The sequence below is a fragment of the Draconibacterium sediminis genome (assembly GCF_000949475.1).
Lineage (GTDB): Bacteria > Bacteroidota > Bacteroidia > Bacteroidales > Prolixibacteraceae > Draconibacterium > Draconibacterium sediminis.
In genome coordinates this window covers 226,736-248,576 of record NZ_JRHC01000004.1, presented here as the reverse complement: position 1 = coordinate 248,576, position 21,841 = coordinate 226,736, and the positions used below count along the sequence as shown (strand labels likewise).

Below are 21,841 nucleotides of genomic sequence, written 5' to 3'. Positions count from 1 at the left end.
TTTTATTTACCAGTTAGACACCGGAAACACAAAAAACTTGTGCCAAAAAAAGCCCCGGATTAAAATCCGGAGCTCGCCCAATTTCATAATAATTATTTATGAAATTTTCATCGTCCCTGAGTCAGAAATTCGGCCCGGTTCCGTCGCAAATTCCGGTTCCGGGAACAAATGTGCTGCTGCTGTCGCTATTATCGTCGTCCGAATTACCATTGCGTATTTCGTCATATTCTTCCTGCGAGATAACTGTTGGCATATAACTCTCGCCCATTGCGTTTAAAACAGCCGAAAAAGCTTTCAGGTGAAATGTCGATCCACGCAAAAGATTACCATAAACCCGTTTCAGCGTTTCATTTTCTGTAGCATCAATCCGGTTCTTCAAATCAGCAATATCATATTCTTCGATAAATGCGCCCACTTTCAGCGCTTCGGCAACACTTGTTTTTCCCTGTTCGCTTAGTTGAGCATAAAGCACTGTAAATGTTTCATTTGTATAATTGCCTACACCTTCAAGATAAGGATCCTCCAGCCCGAAACCGTTAATTAAATACAAAATGGCCGATGTATGTGCTGTTTCGCTTTTCGAGATATTATTGAAAACCGGAAGACTATGAGTTGCATAGAGCGTTACATAAACATCGTGCGCAAACTTCTCCTCTTCGCGCATCAGCAATAGTCCATCTATGTCTGCATCGTTTATGTTTGCCGAGAAATTACAGCTGTCGCCCAATAAAGCTGTTATCTCCGAACTTTTTACTTCTTCGCTGGCTATTATTTCTTCAACTGCCACATCGGTTGTCGACTCTGAACAGGCATAGAAAAGCATTGTCATTACTGCCACTAATCCAAATACTCTGATTGTTTTCATCTTTCAAAATTTTTAAAGTTTATTAATCATCGTCCATTCGGCAGAATGCGATTAGTTATTCAACCTGATACAATTACCACGTCGTCCCTGGTTCCCGTTCTTATTGCCGCGGCCTTTACCCTGACCCCGGGCATAAACCTGGTTTCTACACCGGTTACCCTGTGCACGAAAACCGGCATTACCGTTACCACGGCCCTTACGGTTGAACTGTCCATTTCCCCGACCTTGCCCCGCACCAGCACTAGTCCTAAGCTGGATGTATTGAGCCTTCTGCTCTTCGGTTAAAAGCGATTTCACTTCGTTACGGTGTGCCTCCACATTCTTCAGCATTTCAGTTCTGATCTCGCTTTTCTCAATTGCATTTACTGTTGAGCGTCTTTGTTCACGTAGTTCAGCCATCGTTTTTTGGTGACTTGCTTCGAGTTCTTGAATACTTGTTTTCTGTTCCTCGGTCAGGTCAGAAATTTGAGCCAGACACGGAAGATTCGGGTTGTTTTGTACCTGATTTGCATTTCTTCCGCGTTGTGCAAATACAGTTGTTGTGGTTAACACCAGGGCAAAGAACACCCAGGCAACGTTAATTAACTTGCTTGTTTTCATCGTATTAAAATTTATTAGTTTTTTTTAAGGTATAAGATGTAACTCCCGATGAATTCTAATTATTCTTGCCTGCAGATTTTAGAAAGCTAAAATTCATGCCTGTTTCATCTTATCAAAAATTTAAGTTGTTACTTACTCTCTGTTTTGCCGCCCGAAGCGACGGCCGCCACGTTGAGGTAAAGAAACGTCTTCTTTCAATTTTGTCATCGACAGGAAAATTTCTTTTAGTTTCTCCTGTTGGTTCTCGTCGCAAACTGCTTTCATATCGAGATAATAATCTATCGTCAAATCCTTTAAGGTTTTGTGCATCTCGCCAATTTCGCTTGAAATAGCGTGTAGTTTCGTGGTGTTAGTCTCAGCTTTTCCCATTTCCTCCACCATTTCAACACGAAGAAGTGAAAGTTGATCCGATATCCGGCGTGCACTCCGGTTATAGTTTCTGTTCAATTCCCTAAAATAGTCGACCTGATCGGGTTGCAGGTTGAGCTGCTCGCGGAAAAAACGCGTCCGTTGCTCCGAGGGCATTTCAACTTGTTGTTGCGTTCCGGCTGCTTTTTTATCCTGTTGTTTGTGGTACCAAAACGAAATTCCCATGGACAGGTTTGTGGCTGCCAGAATTACAATTACCCAGATTAATATGCGATATTTATTTTTTGTTGCCATTTGTTATTTCATTAAAAATGCTTCGATTGGTTCGGCTTCCAGTTCGTTCCAGTAAGGAATCACTTCTTGCTCAGTGAAACCACTGCCGGCAATATTTGCCTTAGGCGCCTGCCCCAGCTTAAACCCGCCATATACACCCAATAACAAAAGTATTGAAAAGGCCACCGGCTGTAAAATACGAACCAAAACCGGACGTACCGCTGGCTGTTCTTCGGCCTGTTTCGCAATCCGCTCTTTTACACGGGTATAAAAGAATGGATTCTCATCGTTTACCTTATCATTATCCAGAATTTGGAGTGTATTTTTCATTTCCGCTGTAAAACGAGCACACTCCGAACATTCGTCCAGGTGTTTCTGAACCTGTTCCATTTCGGATACCGGCAACTCCTTTTCCAGGAAAAAAATCAACTTGTTATGTACGCTTTTACACTTCATCTTCAGTATTGTTATTTGTATGACACGTTCATTTTTAAAAACTTGCGCTTACAGGCACTTTTTTTTGTAGCACTTGTATAATTTTTTCTGCAGGCCTTTTTTGGCCCTGAACAACAGCGACTCAACCGACGAAACCGAAAGATCCATAACCTCTGCAATTTCCTGGTACGACAGTTCCTCGTATTTACTCAGGGTAAAAGCCACTTTCTGGTTTTGTGGTAAACTGTTAATGGCCTCTCGTAAAATAATTGCCCGCTGTTGGTTCTCGAGTTCGTATTCCGGCTCGTCGGTATTCGAGGTACTTACCTGCATTACTTCCCTGTTTTTTGCCGCCACCTCATCTTCGAACGAATGAAACCACTTGCGCTTTTTGTTGTCGCGAATGTGGTTGAGTGAGCGGTTTACTGCAATTCGGTACAACCAGGTTGAGAGTTTTGCATCGGCCCTGAATTTATCGATGTTACGGTACACCTCAACAAAAACATCCTGCGCAATATCTTCAGCATCTTCGCGGTTCTGCACCAAACCATAGCAGGTATTCACCACCAGTTTCTGATGCGTGTCGACCAGCGTTTTAAAAGCCGCTTCACTTCCCTGTTTTAGTTGATCAATTATATCGGTGTCGGACATTCTGATTCGAAAAAAAACACTATGTAAATGTACTTGTAATTATTCAGAAAGTAATTTGTAAATATCGCGGGGTGTAACGTCATTATTCTCGCCGATAGCACGCAGGGTTTCTGTTGGTTTTGCCGCAATATTGTTCTTTTCCAGAATTTGCATTAACTCATCGGTGCTTTTATTCAGTTCTTTCGAGAAATCGTCGAGGGTTTTGCGCCCAACACCCATTCCCTGTCCAGCATTGCCCGGTTGTTTAACAATTATCTCGTAAATCTCCAGAGGCGTTGAATTATTTGCCCCGGCAATTTGCTGCAAACTTTGGGTATGAATATCGTTGTAAGCGATTTTATGCGTGTCCAGTTTCCGGGTTATGGCGTCAACCGAATCCAAATCCAACTGCTGCGCCAGTTCGGTTAGCGTTAACAGCTCGGCATGAGGTACGGGTGCCCGCTCTTCGGTTTTCTCCCAGGAGTTGGTGGCCGTTTCGCTTAAATCCATTACCGTTTGAAAAGGAGGAATGGAAAATACAGTGCCAAAAAAGAACACCAGCACTACCACAATGGAAAAAATAAGTTCCTTCTTTTTATTAAAGCCTTTTGTGCTTTTCGATTTTAGATAAGAGACAAAAGATTTCCAGTTTACCGAAAACAGGTGAAAAACGGAAAGCACGATAAACGCCAGCGAAAACAGGGTATGAACGGCCTGCCAGCCTTCTTTTGACAAACCTGCCAGCTCCCAGTTTACCCAATGGGCGTAGCGCCCCGGAGGAGCTACATACAAAATTACACCCGAAACCAGGATCACTAAAATTCCCCAGGTTAACCCAAAACTGATAAAGGCTCGCCAGCTAAACTTCGTTTTCATATCTTTTTAATTTATGTCTTTGTTTAAATTTTAAGGTATGACACAGAAGCTTTGGAAAACTTGCGCGGGTGTTTTAGAAAATTATGAATTTCTATTTTTGCCCCCTTAATCCCCAAAAGGGGGAAAATTCCTCTCCGCCAGCGGGCGGAAGGTTAGAAGGGGTCAATGAAAGCGAAACAATATTTTCTAATTCGATTCTGGAATACTCTCTTTCACCGGAGACTTTTTGCGTTCAATCCAATAATACGCAATCGGCAACACCAAAAGTGTTAAAAATGTTGATGTTACCAGACCTCCGATGACCACTGTTGCCAGCGGGCGTTGTACCTCGGAACCGGGACCGGTGTTAAAAGCCATTGGAATAAAACCCAAACTCGCTACCAGAGCCGTCATTAACACCGGGCGCAAACGATCAACTGATCCTTCGATTACCAGCTTTTTGAGGTTGCCTTTTTTCTCTTTCCGGAGCATATTTATATGATCGACAAGCACAATACCATTCAACACCGCAACCCCGAACAGAGCTACAAATCCAATGCTTGCCGTTACCGACAAATACATTCCCCGAAGCCACAACAAAAACACTCCTCCCGACAAAGCGAATGGCAGGTTCAGTAAAATCAGGATTGCGTAACGCATTTTTCCGAAGTTCAGGTACATTAAACCGATAATGATAAAAATGGAAAGCGGCACTACCAGCATTAAATGGCGCATGGCACGGCGCTGATTTTCGAAAGTTCCCCCATAATCGATAAAATAACCTGACGGAATACTGGCACTTTTATCAATCTGTTCCTGCAGTTGCGAAACGTAGGTTCCCAGATCAATGTCTTTTATGTTGATACCAACAATTAATCTTCGCCAGCCATTTTCGCGTTGAATCTCACGCGGGCCTTCCTGCAATTCGATATTTGCCACACGTTTTAGCGGAATATAACCGCCGCCCGGCAGATGCACCGGCGCTTCCGCAATTTTTGGCAACTGGTCGCGTATATTTTCCGGATAACGAACCACGATTCCAAAATGTCGTTGTCCTTCGTACAATTGCCCCGCTTCCTGTCCACCAATACCGGCCTCAACCACTTTCTGCACATCGTCCACATTTAAACCGAATGAGGCTACCGCTTCACGATCGATATTTACGGTTAAGTAAGGTTGACCTGCTGATTGTTCCACATAATAATTGTCAGTACCCGGTAAACCGGACAACAATCCCGAAATATTCTCACCAATTTCATCGAGCACATCTAAATCTTCGCCGTAAATTTTTACTGCCAAATCGGATTTTACACCACTGGTTAACTCATCAACACGCATGGCAATTGGCTGAGTGAAGTTATACGCCAAACCGGGTTCAGTTTGTAAATACGGCTCTATCCTACTTATAATGTCTTCCTTTGTTACGCCTTTCGACCATTCTTCAATGGGTTTCAGTACCACCCACACATCGGTTTGATGCACGCCCATCCAGTCGTTGGCCAAATCCGACCGACCTGTTTTGGGAACCACGGTCTCCACCTCAGGAATATTTTCCATGATCTTACCGGCCAGCCAATCGGCATTTTCCATCGATTCTTCCAACGTTACCGACGGCATCCGAACCTGCTCGATAAGAATAGAACCTTCATCGAGCTCCGGCAGGAATTCCGTTCCCAGTCGTGTCATTAAAAATATCGATACGATAAAGATGGCTAAAGCTGAAGATCCCACAAACCAGATTTTGTTCATGTTCTTTTCCAGTCCTTTTTGGTAGCGCGGCCGCATCCATTCGATCAGGTAATTCCGGCGAACTTTTACCTTTTTACGAAATACAATGGACGACATGGCCGGAACAAAAATGAGTGCCAGCAACAACGATCCAAACACCGCTGCTGCCACCGTTATCGCCATCGGGCGGAACAAAATACCTTCCATTCCCTTGAAAGTCATAATCGGAACATAAACCATCAGAATAATGAGTACACCAAAAAAGATGGGGCGAACCACATGATTAGCCGCCTTCCGAATAATCTCATCTTTCGACTCCTTCTTATTCTTTTGCAGGTCGTGAACAATATTTTCCACCATTACCACCGAACCATCTACAACCATTCCAAAGTCGATCGCTCCCAAACTCATGAGGTTAGCAGCCAGCCCGAATTCGCGCATTCCGATAAAGGCAAACAACATTGAGAACGGGATTACCATAGCCACAATCAGCGCTCCGGAGATTTCTCCAAGTAGCAAAAGCAACACAACAATTACCAAAAAACCACCTTCCAAAAGGTTGGTAGAAATGGTTGATGTTGTTCGTTTAATCAGGTCCGACTGGTCGTAAAATTTTTCAACGCTAACACCTTCCGGCAGACTCCGGTTTATTTCTTCAATTTTATCTTCGATCTCCGAAATCACTTCGCGGCCGTTTCCACCACGCAACATCATAACAATTCCGGTAATTACCTCGCCTTTCCCGTCTTTGGTAACACCACCCTGCCTGATCTGCTTGCCTTCAACAACGCTTGCAATATCTTTTATAAAAATGGGCTTGTTATCAATGTTTTTTACGATGATATTCCGCACATCATCCATACTGGTAATCTGTCCAACACCACGAATAATGTATTGCTCGCCGTTGTGCTGAATGTAATTTCCGCCCGACACACTGTTATTTTGTGCAATGGCATCCATCACTTCAGAAATACCGATGCTATAGGTGCGCAACAAACCCGGCTGAATGATAACGTTGTACTGTTTTACAAAGCCGCCAAACGAATTGATCTCCGTTACTCCCCGTACAATTTTTAGTTGCGGGGCAATTAACCAGTCCTGAATTTCGCGCAGTTCCGACAGTGAATAATTTTCACCTTTTACCACATACTGGTAAATTTCGCCAAGTGCAGTTGAAATCGGCCCCAGCGAAGGACTTGAAACACCCGGAGGCAACTCGTCGACAATGGATTGCAGTCGCTGACTAACGATCTGCCGGGCAAAATAAATATCTGTTCCCTCATCGAACTCAACGGTAACCGCCGACAGTCCGAATTGTGAAATGGACCGGACTTCAGCCACATCGGGCAAACCGTTCATGGCCGTTTCAATGGGGTAACTTACCAGCTTCTCCACATCGAAAGGAGAATACCTGCCGGCTTTTGTAATCACCAAAACCTGCACCGGCGTAACATCCGGCTGCGAGTTAATGGGCAGGTTTATCAACGAAAAGTAACCCGCAACAGCCATTAATACCACCAGGGATAAGGCTACGTATTTTTGACGAACACTAAATGAAATTATATTTTGAAGCATCAGCCGAGGATTTTTAAGGTTTTATTCTTCAGAAATAATATCGAAACGAGACAGCGCTTTCAGGCTAAATACTTTTGTAACTGCCACTTCTTCGCCGGCACTAAGCCCTGAGGCAACAAAAACAAAATCGCCTTTTATCTGATCCACTTCAATGGGCCGGCGCTCAAAAGTATTCGCATCCTTTTTCACAAAAACAATTGGCTGATCGCCGTCGTAGGTAAGCGCCTGCAACAGAATGGCCACAGTTTCCTTTTGCGATCCGGACGTGATTGCCAACCGCAGATTCTCCCCCGGTTTTGGCCAGCCATCTTCTGATGGAATGATAATATTTACCACCACCGAGCGGCTGGTTTCGTCAAGCCCCGGATTTACCGAAGTAATTTTCCCTTTTATCGTAACATCTTCCTGCTCGCGTTTTGAAATATCAACCGCATTACCCGGTTCCACCAATACCGCATCGCCCGGCGAAACATAACCGCGAACAAGTACCTCGTGAGTATCAAGTACACGGGAGAGGTTTTCCAGCGCATTTACCGATTGCCCCAGTTCCACAAAATTCTTCTCGATAACACCATCGATTGGTGCAACTATTTTTAATGTCGGCTCAAAATTTCCGGAGTCAGAGAACTTGGCAATCTCCGAATCGGGAACACCAACCGCCCGCAACTTGGCATAGGCCGATTTTAACGATGCCGATGCACGCTGGTATTCAGCTGTTGCCTGCTCCAATTCACTGGTAGAACTAATTCGTTCCTCAACCAATTGCTCTAAACGGGCCAGGCGACTTTTCTGAAACGCTTCCTGCGCATAAGCCTGTAAATATTCCGAAATCAGGTTCCCGTATTCCAGACTTTGTATACGATACAGTTCCTGGCCTTTATTCACCCTGTCGCCTTCGTAAACCTTAATTGCAGTTACCTGCCCGTTAATTGGCGTACTGATAATGCTGGAATGCCCCGGCGATGGGAAAACAACGCCCGGTGCCAAAATCTGATGATCAACAAACTCACTTTTTATCGCTTCCGTTTTTATAGAAAGTTCGTTGCGCTCTTTATCCGACAACTTAATCAGCATTGTTTTTTCCGTGTCATCCTTTAACGATGGCGGAACATCGGTTTCAACAACTACTTCCTTTTTCGGCTCATTTCCTGAATTACAGGCGGCAAATGCGAAAAGGATCATTACAATTCCGAAGTGAATAAATTTGGATTTCATATCGTTTATTGAGTATGTTTAATAGATTAATTCCTGATTAAGATACTGCTCCAATGCAGCCAGTTGCATATAATAATCGCGGAGGGCAGTTAAATAACGCTGCTCACTTTTTAAGTAAATCTGTTGCGCATTTAATAGTTCGAGAAGGTCGATTTCGCCCAGTTGGTAGGCTCGTAACGACATGCTCTGGAGTTTCGATGAACGTTCCTGCATCGAATCGTGGTAACGATTTACAATCGACCGGCTCACCGAATAATTGTGCCAGGCATATTCAATTTCCTTTTTCATGTTCAGGCGGATTTCCTTTTGGTTCCAGAGCAGCTCCTCCTTTCGGGCGGTGGCCATTTGTATCTTTCCCTTCTGATCGAACGGATACCAGATAGGAATGCTCAGCCCTACTTCGAAACCGTTAAAATCGTAGCCGGTTCCGTAATCCTGTTTGTAGAGGCTAAACCGAACATCGGGCAGGATGTTGCTTTTGGCTTCTTTCAGAAAATAATCGGAAGCGTTCAGCAAATTCATCGAAGCGCGGTAAGCCGGCTGCTCTTCCTGAACTGCCAGTGCCTGAATTTGCGAAATATCGATGTCGGTGGCATAAAGCGTATCGGCAAACTGAATACTGTACTTCTGCTCTTCAACGGGCAATCCTATCACATTAAAAAGTCCGTAGCGTGCCTGGTGCAAAATCCACTCACTCTGGTCGAGATCATTGCGGGCTTCATCCAGCTGAATTTCAGCATTTGCCAAATCGATGCCGTTTCCCAAACCCGTTTCAAACTTGGTATAAACAGCATTGTAAAGGTCTTGTGCAAGCTTTAACTGGTTTTCGCGCGAGCGCTGCAGATAAAGCGCATACACCACCTCGATGTATTTACTTTTTACCTGCGAACTGATTTCCTTCTCTTTAGCAACAATAACATTTTGTTGCGCCTCCACTTCCTGCTTCAAAGCTTTTACACGATAAACCGACGTTAAGGGGAAATCCACTTCCTGTGTTATGGCCACACGCTTTTCGGCAAACGGCGCCGTTGGATCATCGCTGATACCTTCCTTAAAATAACTGATTTCGGGAGCAGAAACGCCCGTGTTGATTCTCCACTCGTTTTCTTTTTGAACCAGACGCGCCCGCATCTGGTTAAGCCCGGCATTGTTAGAGATAGCCTGTTCTACGGCCTGTTGAATAGTTAACAACTCGTCTTGTGCGTAAACGTTACCAGCCAGAAATAACAAGAAAACCAAACTGAATTTTGTTAGTCTTATCATGGTTTTTTGAATTTACAATCAAGTTCTTGTGTATTAAATTACAAAGACTTTCGCATTTTGTTTAACAAATGGCAGTAAAATTATTTATGAGCCATAGTTAATAATTATAAAAACCGTTATAAACATTTGACACATTTAATTGAAAAAACCGGCACAGCTGTTGCCTGAAACTTTACAGAGGATAATTATTCTTGGTTGTTATCCCGGGAGTTTGCCCTTTTATTCCTGCCCCGGTTCAACCGGACCACTGTAAGGCGACACCAGTTTTCGCCCACGATATGAAAATCGTTTCGACATGTACGACAAAATTTCGTTGGCCGTACTTTCAATAGGTTTATTGGAAACGTTGATGACCGTAAATCCTCCCCGATCGAAAATAAACATGGCTTTCCGAATCTCTTCGCGCACGGCACGCTGATCGACGTATGATTCAACGTGGTGATTATCCCAACTTGCAATTCTTTTCTGACGATGTGCAATTAACTGGTTGGCACCAATATGTAATCCAAACACACGGTTAGGATCCACCTCAAACAGCTCATCAGGTGGCTGAACTCCCGGCACCAGGGGGACGTTGGCCACTTTCCAACCGTACATGGCCAGGTACACACTAAGCGGAGTTTTTCCGGCACGCGAAACACCGGTTAAAATAATTTCGGCATTACGTAAACGCGCGGGGCTCATCCCGTCGTCTTGCGACAGGGTAAATTCTATTGAATCGATCCGATCGAAATACTGGTGATTAATTTCGCGGTATAAGCCCGGATGCACCATCGGCTCTACATCAAGCGTATCGTCCAAATAGTTGGCCAGTTCACCCATTAAATCAATCACGCGAACCTTAAACTCTGCTCCCAGCTCATTGATTTTGTGTCGCAGGTCAGGGTTAACCATCGTATGAGCAATAAGTCCGTTATCGGCCTTCGCTTTCATGATAATATCGAAAACTTCGTCTTCGGTGGTCACTCTTCCAATTATCTCAACCGGAATTTTGTTTTCAGGATACTGAATCAATAAGGCCTGAACCAGGTTGTTACCGGCGATTCCTGTTCCGCCTGATACAACATAAATTGGTGCCGGTGAAGTTTTGCTCATAACGCTGCGCTTATCTTTTAAAGGGAACAAACAGAATAAGAACTTAGTTTATCACAAAAAGCAAATTATCTTAAATAGTGCTGCAATCATTAATTATTCAGGTTTTAATTGCATTTCAAAACGGGCGTTATTTCCCACGTTTTGTTTTGAAAACAGATCCGGATGATAGTCGTTATCGAGATACTTCGCGGTTTGATCGAGGTAGAAATCGCTGGCCGGAATACCACTGGTTCCGGTTGGAATAACGGTCTGTGAATCGTCCCAGTTTGCCGTGCTGAAAATATGTCGGTGTGATGCGCCGTGCATGGTTTCATACAAATTTTTGTACGAATACGAATACGGGCATACCGTATGAAAACTTCCGGGAACTTCAAAAGGCCCGCGGTTAAGTTTTAGCGCTTTATCCAAAACCGAAACAACACCAAGCGGATGTTTTAAGGTGATTGTATGAATGCTGCCCCACTTCCATTGTTCAACATCCGTTCCCAATTGGGTGGTCAGGTCGGTAACAGTTTCCCTGAACGATTGGACAATAATATCATCAAAAGTTTCTTTTTCATCGGTCATAACATTGTCGGTCCATTGAGATTGTCCTTCAGCCAGCAGGTTTATCATCAGGTTTTCCAGTAACATTTTCTGTCCTAACATTCCCTGGAATAACTCAGGCGACAACTCATCTTTAACCAGATTCTCCATCGATTTTCGGTACAGAATTTCAAAAATGGAGGCTGCCTGACTTTCACGTGTAAGGTTATAATCCCAACTTTTTAATTTGCTGAAAGCCGCTTGTTCTGTTTCATTAAAATCCGGTTGCTTTTGTAACGACTCAACAAAAACGTTTGTCATCTGCTCTGCCGTTTTCGATTTCCAGTCGCTATGCATGGCTTTAACATCGTCGATACCCAGCTTTTCCTTTTCTTCCAGCATTTCCCTGATACGGTCGATACGGCTGGGTGTTGCAAACCAGTGACTGATGTAATACGGATAATCGTCGGGCGCTGTTTTGTTGTTGGCCGACGACACGTAGCCTCTTTCCGGATTAAACTCGTAAGGCAGTTCCTCGAATGGAACCAGTCCCTGCCAGTCGTATTTACTGCTGTCGCCCGGATAGATTTGAATACCCGAACCGGCGCGAATGGGCACTCCGGCGCTGCATTGTAAGCCAATATTTCCTTTCACATCGGCATAAACCACATTTTGGCTCACCGATTTAAACGTGCTTACAGCACTGCGGAAATCGCTCCAGTTATTGGCACGGTTCAACAGAAAAACGGTGCGAATTTCGTTGCTCATTTCATTGCCCAGCCAGCGAATAGAAAGTGGCGTTTCTTTTTCCTTTTTAAAACGATTTACCATGGGGCCGCGGTGGGTAAACTTCAGCTCCTCTTCAAACTCCTCTCCCTCTTTGGTTTTAATGGTTTCCTTCTTAATGTTGAGATCGTGCCAGGCTCCATCGAACCAGTATTTTGTTGAATCTTCGTTTAATTTTTCGGCATAAAAATCAAGGTCGTCCACCATAACGTTGGTCATTCCCCAGGCAATGCTGTCGTTATGGCCACAAATCACAAAAGGCTGCCCGGGAACCACAAGACCGGTTACATTCATTTTCCCCTCGACAACCTGGTGCATCTGGTACCAGATTCCCGGAGCAAACAAACCCAAATGCATGTCGTTAGCCAAAAGCGGCTTTCCGGTGTTGCTTTTTTTACCGGCAACCGCCCAGTTGTTACTACCGTTAAAAATCTCAGCACCTAATTCCGTTAAATTTTCGGTGGCGGATAGTAAAGTTTCAGCTGCCTCTATCTCAATATTCCCAAACTCGGGATAAATGGCTGTTTTATGGTTTTTCAGATCGGGAATCAGCTCAGCAATTTTCTCATCCGAAACTTCTGCACGCAACTGGTGCAAATAGTACTCGGTTCCCCATCCCATGGATAAATCCCACGACATGTAACCAATCAGATTTATACAATGCACCGGTTCCCACATTTCAGGTTCATACTGCAATATTTTAAACTCGGGAGGTAGCGGATATTTTCGGATGTACTGGTTTATACCATCGGAATATGCTTCGAGCGCAGCCACAATTTCAGGCGATGAACTTGCCAGTATCTTTTCCGATTTTTGCTGAATACGAAGTGCACGCATCATCAGGTCGGTTTCCAGCTGGTCCTTTCCCAAAATTTCTGATAGTCGTCCCTGTGTTACGCGGCGCAATAAATCCATTTGCCACAGCCGGTCCTGTGCCATTGCAAAACCCACAGCACGGTACAAATCGGCTTCATTTTCGGCGTAAATATGCGGAATGGCGTGCTCATCGCGAAATATGGAAACCGGCTCACTGAGTCCTTCCAGTTTCAGGCTCTCGTTATAATCGGGCACTGCCGAAGTTTTAACATTCTGCAACACCGCAAAGCCAACAACAACAGCAAGAACAAGGAAGCCAAGCACTCCTAATAATACAAGTTTTAAAGTATTCATTTTGAAATTGATTTTTTGGGACAATGGATTACTCTCCGAATTTTCTATATTTAATCCTTAAAAATAATTCAAAATCAGACATTATGAAGAAGCTTGTAATTCTTTTTTTCCTTGGAATTTATGCACTGGCCGGTTTTGCACAGGAAGCCGATAAGATTGTTGGTGTGTGGTGGAATGACGAAAAAACCACTAAGATTGAAGTAGAGAAAAAAGATGGGAAATACATTGGTACCATTGTGTACATGATTCCTGAGAAATACGAAAACGGAGCACCACCAAAAGATGATGAAAACCCGGATCCGGCATTACGCGACCGCTCGGTGGTGGGAATACAAATTCTTAAAGGCTTTGAATACGATGCCAAAAAAGAAGAATGGATAAACGGTACAATTTACGATCCGAAATCGGGGAAAACCTACGATTGCTACAGCTGGATGGAAGGCGAAGATTTGCTGAAACTAAAAGGTTTTGTTGCCGGAATACGCATGCTGGGCCGTAGTTCGGAGTGGTATCGAACAACATTATAAAAGTAAGACTGAAGTTCGTGCTTTGAAGCAATTAGAAAAAGGAAATTGTTTCAGGTCACGGGATACTTTTTCGGAGAAACAGGGTACTTGGGAGTAAAACTGCCCGGGCACCCTCTTTTTTTATACCTGATTTGTTTAAGCAATCGTATTTTAAATCACTAACTCCCCCATCTTATCAATCTCTAATATCCTGGCAGCGACAATTCATCCCACAAATTCCACAGTTCGGTAAAGCAAATTTCATGAGCTAAAGTTTTCGGCGGAATTTTGAAGCAGAAAACAATACAACAAGTCATGAAAACACTTTTAACATTTAGCTTCATTTTTCTTTCTGTCCTTGCTTTTGCGCAGGTAAACATATCCGGAAAAGTTGTTACCAAAAACGGAGAGCCCATTCCGGGAGTGAATATTTACCTTGAAAACACCTACGACGGAGCCAGTTCGGATGGAGAAGGAAATTTCAGTTTCGAAACAACAGAAACAGGCCAACAAACACTGGTGGCCTCTTTTATTGGCTACAAAACCTGGAGCCAAACAATTGATTTACAAAACAACGTGGTTTTGCAGATAGAGATGCAGGAAAGCGTGAACAGTATTGATGCTGTAACTATTACTGCCGGGAGTTTTGCTGCCGATGATGAATCACGGGCATCGGTAATGAAATCGCTGGATGTGTATACTACACCAAGTGCCAACGGCGATGTAATGGCGGCCATTCGCACTATGCCCGGCACACAGGCTTCTGCCGACGACGGACGTTTACTGGTTCGCGGTGGCGATGCCTATGAGACTTCCACCTATATTGATGGACTGGTTGCATCAAAACCTTACTACTCCAAAACTCCCGATGTGGCAACCCGCGGTCGGTTTGCACCATCATTATTTAGCGGTGTTCAATTTAATACAGGAGGTTACTCCGCCGAGTACGGCCAAGCGCTGTCTTCTGTATTGGTTTTGAAATCTACCGATCTTCCTGAAGCAGACAACACCGGCATTTCCTTAATGACCATTGGTGCTGAAGCCAACCGCACCGAGCGCTGGGAAAATACATCGTTGAATGTATCGGGTGGTTATACCAACCTGAGTTTATACGACAAGATTTTTAAAAGTAATGTGGATTGGGAAAAACCTGTGGAGTCGGTGAACGGAACCGCAGTTTTTCGTCACAAAACAAGCTCAAGCGGCATGTTTAAAGCCTACATTACTACCGATTATGGTAATCTCGCTTACCTGGTTCCGGCCGGTAATGACGGAGAAAAAATGAAGATCAGCAGCAAAGGCGGAACCGTTTATTCCAATCTTTCGTACCGCGACTGTTTTTCAGAGAAATCGTGTTATCGTATCGGAGTGTCTTCCACCTACCAGGACAACCGTTTGGGATTGGGAGCTGACGATGTGAATACAAAAGAACTCAACATTGAATCGCGCTTTGCCCTTGTGCACGATCTTTCCGAAGGTGTGAAACTAACCTGGGGAGCCAACGAAACTTACAATAAATACGATCAGGACTACATTGAGAATGAGGGTGCTGTATACAATGGCTCTTTCGACGACCATTTGCTGGGAGCTTTTATCGAGCCGGAGATTAAATTCACAAAAAAATTTGGTATCCGTCCGGGATTGCGTACCGAATACTCGTCGGTAATTAATAAAATGAACGTAGCACCACGCTTTGCCCTGGCTTTAAAAACGGGAGAAAAAGCACAATTGTCCGGAGCATGGGGATTGTATTACCAAACGCCACAAGCCGATTACCTGAAGATAAACACGGATCTGGATTTTGAACAGGCCATGCATTATATTCTCAGCTACCAGTTTGGTGATAACTCGGAGCGTTTGTTCCGCACCGAAGCGTATTACAAAAAATACAATGACCTGATAACTTATTCGGTGGGAGAAAACGGATTGCCCAAAAACCTGCAAAACGACGGAAGCGGTTATGCTGCCGGTTTAGATATTTTTTGGCGCGATCAGCTTAGTATAAAAGGATTCGACTACTGGATTACCTACTCTTACATCGATACTAAACGAAAATACCAGTATTACCCTGAAAAAGCCACCCCTTATTTCATCTCTGACCACAATTTTTCGGTAGTGGGCAAATATTGGGTGAATAAAATAAACACCCAGTTTGGTGCTTCGTTTACGGCTGCCAGCGGACGTCCGTTCAATGATCCTAATTCATCGGAGTTTAACAGCGAGCGCACCAAAATGTATTCCGATCTTAGTTTGAATATGAGCCATGTGTTTTACATTGGCAATCAATATTCGGTGTTATACTGCTCGGTAAATAATGTTTTGGGAAATAACAATGTACTGAACTACCGCCCCACAAATGTTGCGGATGCCCAGGGTAACTACTCGCTTGTTCCGGTAAAACGCGATTTAAAACGTTTTGTGTTTATCGGGTTGTTCCTGAATTTTTAACAGTCATCAAAATGAATTGCTGTCAATCTACAATTCATCTCACAAAATCAACAGTTCGGTAAGGAAGAATTTCAAAAATGCCCGTTTCAGCGGAACTTTGAATCAGCAAATAAATCAAACAGTAATAATCATTAATACTCAAAGTCATGAAAACAATTATCACCATCCTACTCGTAGTCCTTTCAACTACTGCTTTTTCTTCGAAGTACGAAGAAACCATGAAAACAAACATCGACAAATTATACCAGCTGCACACTTCTGCCGAATTGCAGGTTTTAGCCAACCAGTTCGAACGTATTGGCAATGCCGAACAAGACAAATGGTTGCCCAACTATTACGCAGCGTATTGTTTTATCCGCTCTACCTTTTTTGATGAAATGGATGATGATGCCAAACATGCCCAATTGGACAAAGCACAGGCTTTAGTGGATCAGCTGATGAAAACAAACGACGACGAATCAGAAGTTTATGCTTTACAGGCTTTGTTGTATCAGATACGGATAACCGACATGAGCAAGGGTGCCAAATATTCGATGAAAGCATCGGATGCCATTAAACAGGCAGAACGTTTAAATCCGGAGAATCCACGGGTATATTACCTGCGAGGAAGCAATACTTTCCATACGCCGAAGTTTTTTGGTGGCGGTGCCGAAAAAGCCAAACCCGACCTGGAAAAAGCTGCCAAAATGTTTGAATCAAACCAACCAACCAATCCTCTAATGCCAACCTGGGGCAATGTGCATAACGAGCAGTTGCTTAGCCAGTGCGAGCAGTAAATTCCTTAGTTTTTAAGTATAAATAGAACGAGATTGGTGGAACTGCAAGTAAAATTCCGTTCCATCTTTCTCTTTTGATTTCTATCACTGGTAATTTTACTATCTTGAAAACTCAAAAATCAAATAAAACAAAACAAATGCGCAAGCGCGTAATCATCAACTGGCTGGTAGCCATTGTTTTTTCCATTCTTATTGGCATGGTAACTTCTGTGCTTATGGGCGGATCGTTAAACGTTCCCTTCAGGCAGTTCCTGTGGAGTGCCGGTTATTCGTTAAGCCTGGGCCTCCCGCTGTTTGCCAACGGGTACCTTTTCGGATGGTTCGAAAAACGTTACATCGATTGGGTAAATCGTCCGGGAACAAGTGTAGTTCGTGCCCTGCTTATGCATCTTTTATATTCCAGTTTTGTCATCTGGACCGTAAACTGGTTTTGGTTTATTCATGTAATGGATCGCGAGTGGGCCTCATTTTGGGAATACAACCGCGGAACCATTATTGCGGAGTACATCATTTTTATTATCGTAGCATCGATTATTTATGCCATTTCGTTTTTTAAAGCCTGGCGTAACGAGGTACGACAAAAGGAAGAGGTAAAACGCGAATCGCTGGCCCTGAAATACAAAGTGCTGCAGGATCAGATCAATCCGCATTTTCTTTTTAACAGCCTGAATGTGCTTGGGAGCCTCATCGATATTGATGTGGAAAAAGCCAAACAGTTTACACGCGAACTCTCCAAATTTTACCGCGATGTGCTGCAGTTTAAAGACCTCGATATTATTTCGCTGAAAGAAGAGATCGATTTTGTGACGAAATACATTTACCTGCAGCAAATTCGTTTTGGCGAGGCACTTCAGGTGGATATTATTGCCAACGAAAAGGTGGAAGGGAAAGTTATTCCGCTGTCGGTGCAGGCACTGGTAGAAAACGCCATTAAACACAACGAAATATCAAAAGCCAATCCGCTAAAAATTGTGGTGGCTATTTCCGACAATTACGAGCTGGTGGTAGAAAACAACCTTCAGCCAAAAACGCAGGTGGAAGATAGCAGTAAAACAGGCCTTAAAAACATGGCCGGACGTTATGAATACCTTACCGGGAAAGAAATGATCGTATCGAAGAACGGCGGTTACTTTCGGGTGAGCGTTCCGCTGATAAGGATTGAAGAAGGAAGTTAGTGAATGAGGGAATGAGGAAGTGGGTGATTTTAGATTTTAAAGTTTTCAGTCGCAGTCTCAGTTAGCAGAACGTCATCCTGAGGTGACCTGTCCCGATTGAAGCATCGGGAGTTGAAGGATGGAAGGAAATTAGGGAATGAGGGATTGAGGGATTGAGGTGGTGCGTTAATGGGTGATGAAGGATAAGCTCGCGGCTCGTAGCTCGTGACTCGTCACTGTTAGGGAATGATGATTAACGATTGTAGATTTTGAAAGTTTTCAGTCGCAGTCTCAGTTAGCAGAATGTCATCCTGAGCGGACCTGTCCCGATCGAAGCGTCGGGAGTCGAAGGATGGAAGGAAATTAGGGAATGAGTGATTGAGTTATTGAGTCATTGAGGGATTGAGGGATTGAGGTGGTGCGTTATTGGGTGATGAAGGATAAACTCGCGGCTCGAAGCTCGTGACTCGAAACTATAATGTTGGAATAACTTGAAGCTTGTAACTTGCAACTTGTAACTAAAAAGCAAATGCTTCAATACTGAAAAGAATAATGCTAAAAACAAGCTTATAGCTTGAAGCTAGCGGCTAGTAGCTAAAAGATGAAAATACTGATCGTAGAAGACGAACCATTGGCAGCGGCACAGCTGGCTGCGCACATTTCTGCCTTGCAACCCGAGGCGCAAATACTGGCGGTGTGCGATACCGTGAAAGCTACGGTTGCATGGTTGCAAAACAACGAAGCGCCTGAGTTGGCATTTTTTGATATTCAGCTGGGCGATGGACTGAGTTTTGAAATATTTGAACAAACATCGTTTAACCAGCCCGTCATTTTTACAACGGCCTATGACGATTATGCCATTCGTGCTTTTAAAGTGAACAGCGTGGATTATTTATTGAAACCCATTGAACGCACCGAGCTAAAAAAGGCACTCGATAAGTTTGAACAACTGGCTAAACCCGTAAGGTCTTCTTTTACTCCCGATATTCTGCATGAGGTTATGGCCTCGCTGAAAAAGAAAAATTACAAAGAGCGTTTTTTGGTGAAAGTGGGTACACATCTTAGGGTGATTGAAACCACCGATGTACTGTATTTCTATAGTTTCGAGAAAGGTACTTACGCCAAACTTTCGGATGGTAAGGATTACCTGCTCGACCAGAGCCTGGAGCTGGTGGAAACGATGGTTGATCCGAACCAGTTTTTCCGTATTAACCGTAAATACCTGGTGGCTTTAAAAAGTATCAGCGATGTGATTGCCTACAGTAACTCGCGTTTAAAACTAAAGGTGCAACAGGGCAATGATGATGATTTCCTGGTGGCCCGCGAGAAAGTGAAAAGCTTTAAGAGCTGGCTGGAAGGTGAAGTTTAGTTGGCAGTCACAGTTGGCAGTTTTTGTTCCTGACAATTGAAGTTTTGGAACGCTGATGACGGTGATTTTGCTGGTTACTGGATACTAGATACTGGTAGTGACTAATGACTAGCGACTAAAGACTAGTGACTAATGACTAATGACCAGTGACTGATGACTAGTGGCCAGTGGCTACAATTTTATCAATTTGTGATTTTACAATTGAACACCCGATAAAATACATAATCGAGGAAAATAGTAATTCAATTAGCATTGAGATTAGTATCATCGAACTGGCAAATAAGGCAAGCAAACCGATTACCAGTCCGACTGAGATGGATAAAAACAATAATGCATCCAACTTAACTTCCCAAACTATTCTGATTTTTGTTGTATCAACTCTTTCAATCCGGATCAATCCTTCTCTTACTAATTTCATCGCTTCGATTTTATTCTGTCCGGAATGTGTTGTATTTCTCACCATTCGTTTGAATGTTATCGTATCGTTTTGAATTTCTGATTGGGCTTCAAAGTTTCTTAATCTTTCCTGAATTTTATTCTTGAAAGAATCAATATACAGATCCAAATTTACATGAATCGTCTTTTCTGCTGTGTTCGAATATTTTAGGAAGCTCATATACTTTAGGTTTTTATGATGTTATGATATTTTTCCCATTGTTAGTGCATCCCGAAGTTTCGGGAGGCGCAAGCGAAGAATTGATATTGGAACGCTGATGACATTGATTTTACTGATTTTCGCTGATTCTTTTACCTCGTGTCACGATCTTGTCGTTGCAAACGACTGACTGTTTACCCCTTTTTACAAACGAGGGGGAGTTGAGGCAGATAGTTTTTATTACCTCTTTAGCTCATAGCTGATTAAAACCATGTGTTCAATTTTCTCTAAATTTTCATTTTTCATGTCTCGTCCAATGGCCTGGCCCCAGCAAAACCTACGAATTTTCATTCCCTGTATTTCATCTTCCCATGCCTGTCCATAAAAAAGCAGAGGTATTTTCTTATCATATTCTAATTCACCCTCCTCTATTTCCATCCAGTAATGCGCGTTTCTAAATTCAGGTGCAACATTAATCCGGTCTTTTACCTGCATTTTTGGGTGAATAAGATTTAACCAATAGGTTTGGGTAGTGTCGGAACTTACCTTTGCAATTAATTCAAACTCCTTTTCTCCGAGGTCTTTGTCCCACAAACCAAAATTGAACGGATGAGAACTCAGAAGCGAATCCTTGTTGTATTCTTCAATATAAATGGTTAGGCCGCAGTTCGGTTCAGCATCAGAAAAGTCGTACTTAAAAACTTCCACTCCTAACAATTTTAATGAGGCGCGAAGATCTTTACTGTTTAATTCGCTTATTGATTTCTGAGCAAAACTTAATGCAGGAATCAAACAAATAAAAACAATTGTAAAAATGAGTCTAAATGATTTTCTCATGATTAACGGGTTTAAAGATGTGTGATGACTAGTTTTATACTACGCGAAATCCCTGAAACTTCGGGACTCGGTAACGGAGAAGGCTATTTCGAATCCATTTTTTTGATGATTTCTTTTAGCAACTCGTTATGTTCCTGTTTTAGCTGAATAAATGTATTTACCCATTTAAAAATGAAATACAGAATAGCAACTACCAGGGCTACATAAATAAGAATTGGAAGAAAAATTAATGTTTGCATTTTTATTGTTTTTATTGTTTTTATTGTTTTTAATTTTTACTCGTTATGTTTTGTCGTTACAAACGACAGGATGTTTACCCCTCGTTACAAACGAGGGGGAGTTGGAGGATGAAATTAAGATCTATTTAATTTTATTCTCTAAAAATTGTAAGTCATTTTTTATTAATGCATTCAGGCATTCTATTACATCATTTTCTGTTTGCCCTTGGATGTCGGTTAAATAGTCGTTGTCCATCTTCTCTGTTAATCCAAAGAATTTTTTTACAAGTTTTGGTCTTTTGTAGAAGATATACCATTCGGTTCCATCGATAGCGGAAACAGAAAGTCCATTTTTATTGTCTCTATTTTCAATCTCCAATGATGGAGAATAAAAGATTTCGCTCTGTTTTGCGGTTTTCATCTTTGCCAGTAAATCTGACCATGGAATTTTATGAAAAGTCTCTAAAATTTTCTCTTGTTCTATTTTGCCTATTTCAATTATATCAGGCTTAAATGGGTCGCAGAAGGATGCTCTAAAGTTCATATTTTAGGTT

20 protein-coding genes are annotated in these 21,841 nt (G+C 42.9%); 5 read left to right on the top strand and 15 right to left on the bottom strand.

Annotated elements, in window-relative coordinates; genetic code table 11:
• Positions 1–121 precede the first annotated feature (121 nt).
• The 11 genes from LH29_RS15465 to LH29_RS15415 form a co-directional block, all read right to left on the bottom strand.
• Entirely contained in the window at positions 122–865 is a 744-nt protein-coding gene (locus tag LH29_RS15465) for a DUF2202 domain-containing protein (RefSeq protein ID WP_052671008.1), read from the bottom strand.
• Between the two features lie 51 nt (positions 866–916).
• Positions 917–1,465, bottom strand: coding sequence for a Spy/CpxP family protein refolding chaperone (locus LH29_RS15460; protein ID WP_045031430.1), 549 nt, complete (start codon positions 1,463–1,465; stop codon positions 917–919).
• A 132-nt stretch (positions 1,466–1,597) separates the two neighbouring features.
• A complete protein-coding gene (locus LH29_RS15455; protein ID WP_045031428.1) occupies positions 1,598–2,128 on the bottom strand; it encodes a periplasmic heavy metal sensor in 531 nt (176 codons plus the stop codon).
• A 3-nt stretch (positions 2,129–2,131) separates the two neighbouring features.
• A complete protein-coding gene (locus LH29_RS15450; RefSeq protein ID WP_045031426.1) occupies positions 2,132–2,563 on the bottom strand; it encodes an anti-sigma factor family protein in 432 nt (143 codons plus the stop codon).
• A gap of 48 nt (positions 2,564–2,611) precedes the next feature.
• Positions 2,612–3,193: an RNA polymerase sigma factor gene (locus tag LH29_RS15445; RefSeq protein ID WP_045031424.1), complete on the bottom strand. Its 582-nt coding sequence runs from the start codon at positions 3,191–3,193 to the stop codon at positions 2,612–2,614.
• A 39-nt stretch (positions 3,194–3,232) separates the two neighbouring features.
• A complete protein-coding gene (locus LH29_RS15440; RefSeq protein WP_045031422.1) occupies positions 3,233–4,048 on the bottom strand; it encodes a DUF4405 domain-containing protein in 816 nt (271 codons plus the stop codon).
• Between the two features lie 186 nt (positions 4,049–4,234).
• On the bottom strand, positions 4,235–7,330 hold the full coding sequence (locus LH29_RS15435; RefSeq protein WP_045031419.1) for an efflux RND transporter permease subunit: 3,096 nt from the start codon (positions 7,328–7,330) through the stop codon (positions 4,235–4,237).
• Between the two features lie 21 nt (positions 7,331–7,351).
• A complete protein-coding gene (locus LH29_RS15430) occupies positions 7,352–8,545 on the bottom strand; it encodes an efflux RND transporter periplasmic adaptor subunit (protein ID WP_045031417.1) in 1,194 nt (397 codons plus the stop codon).
• Between the two features lie 18 nt (positions 8,546–8,563).
• Positions 8,564–9,808: a TolC family protein gene (locus tag LH29_RS15425; protein ID WP_045031415.1), complete on the bottom strand. Its 1,245-nt coding sequence runs from the start codon at positions 9,806–9,808 to the stop codon at positions 8,564–8,566.
• 219 nt (positions 9,809–10,027) lie between these two features.
• Entirely contained in the window at positions 10,028–10,903 is an 876-nt protein-coding gene (locus LH29_RS15420) for a pyruvate, water dikinase regulatory protein (RefSeq protein ID WP_045031414.1), read from the bottom strand.
• A 93-nt stretch (positions 10,904–10,996) separates the two neighbouring features.
• Positions 10,997–13,384 (bottom strand): penicillin acylase family protein, encoded by a 2,388-nt coding sequence (locus LH29_RS15415; protein ID WP_045031411.1) that lies wholly within the window; start codon positions 13,382–13,384, stop codon positions 10,997–10,999.
• Positions 13,385–13,467: 83 nt separating this feature from the next.
• Here LH29_RS15415 and LH29_RS15410 point away from each other — a divergent pair, with 83 nt between their 5' ends.
• From LH29_RS15410 to LH29_RS15390, 5 genes are all read left to right on the top strand, one after another.
• Entirely contained in the window at positions 13,468–13,911 is a 444-nt protein-coding gene (locus LH29_RS15410; RefSeq protein ID WP_045031956.1) for a DUF2147 domain-containing protein, read from the top strand.
• A 294-nt stretch (positions 13,912–14,205) separates the two neighbouring features.
• Entirely contained in the window at positions 14,206–16,338 is a 2,133-nt protein-coding gene (locus tag LH29_RS15405; RefSeq protein WP_045031409.1) for a TonB-dependent receptor, read from the top strand.
• Positions 16,339–16,484: 146 nt separating this feature from the next.
• Entirely contained in the window at positions 16,485–17,114 is a 630-nt protein-coding gene (locus LH29_RS15400; RefSeq protein ID WP_045031407.1) for a tetratricopeptide repeat protein, read from the top strand.
• Positions 17,115–17,251: 137 nt separating this feature from the next.
• Positions 17,252–18,289, top strand: coding sequence for a sensor histidine kinase (locus LH29_RS15395; protein ID WP_045031954.1), 1,038 nt, complete (start codon positions 17,252–17,254; stop codon positions 18,287–18,289).
• Positions 18,290–18,869: 580 nt separating this feature from the next.
• Complete coding sequence (locus LH29_RS15390) at positions 18,870–19,637, top strand: LytR/AlgR family response regulator transcription factor (protein WP_045031405.1); 768 nt, start codon at positions 18,870–18,872, stop codon at positions 19,635–19,637.
• Between the two features lie 157 nt (positions 19,638–19,794).
• Here LH29_RS15390 and LH29_RS15385 read toward each other — a convergent pair whose 3' ends face one another.
• The 4 genes from LH29_RS15385 to LH29_RS15375 all read right to left on the bottom strand — a co-directional run bounded on the left by LH29_RS15385 (position 19,795) and on the right by LH29_RS15375 (position 21,831).
• On the bottom strand, positions 19,795–20,253 hold the full coding sequence (locus tag LH29_RS15385) for a hypothetical protein (RefSeq protein ID WP_045031403.1): 459 nt from the start codon (positions 20,251–20,253) through the stop codon (positions 19,795–19,797).
• A gap of 219 nt (positions 20,254–20,472) precedes the next feature.
• Positions 20,473–21,069 (bottom strand): DUF5041 domain-containing protein, encoded by a 597-nt coding sequence (locus LH29_RS15380; RefSeq protein WP_045031401.1) that lies wholly within the window; start codon positions 21,067–21,069, stop codon positions 20,473–20,475.
• Between the two features lie 83 nt (positions 21,070–21,152).
• Positions 21,153–21,308 (bottom strand): hypothetical protein, encoded by a 156-nt coding sequence (locus LH29_RS24800; protein ID WP_198152474.1) that lies wholly within the window; start codon positions 21,306–21,308, stop codon positions 21,153–21,155.
• Positions 21,309–21,429: 121 nt separating this feature from the next.
• The gene (locus tag LH29_RS15375; protein ID WP_045031398.1) at positions 21,430–21,831 is read right to left on the bottom strand and encodes a hypothetical protein; all 402 of its coding nucleotides are present in this window, start codon (positions 21,829–21,831) and stop codon (positions 21,430–21,432) included.
• Between the last annotated feature and the right edge of the window lie 10 nt (positions 21,832–21,841).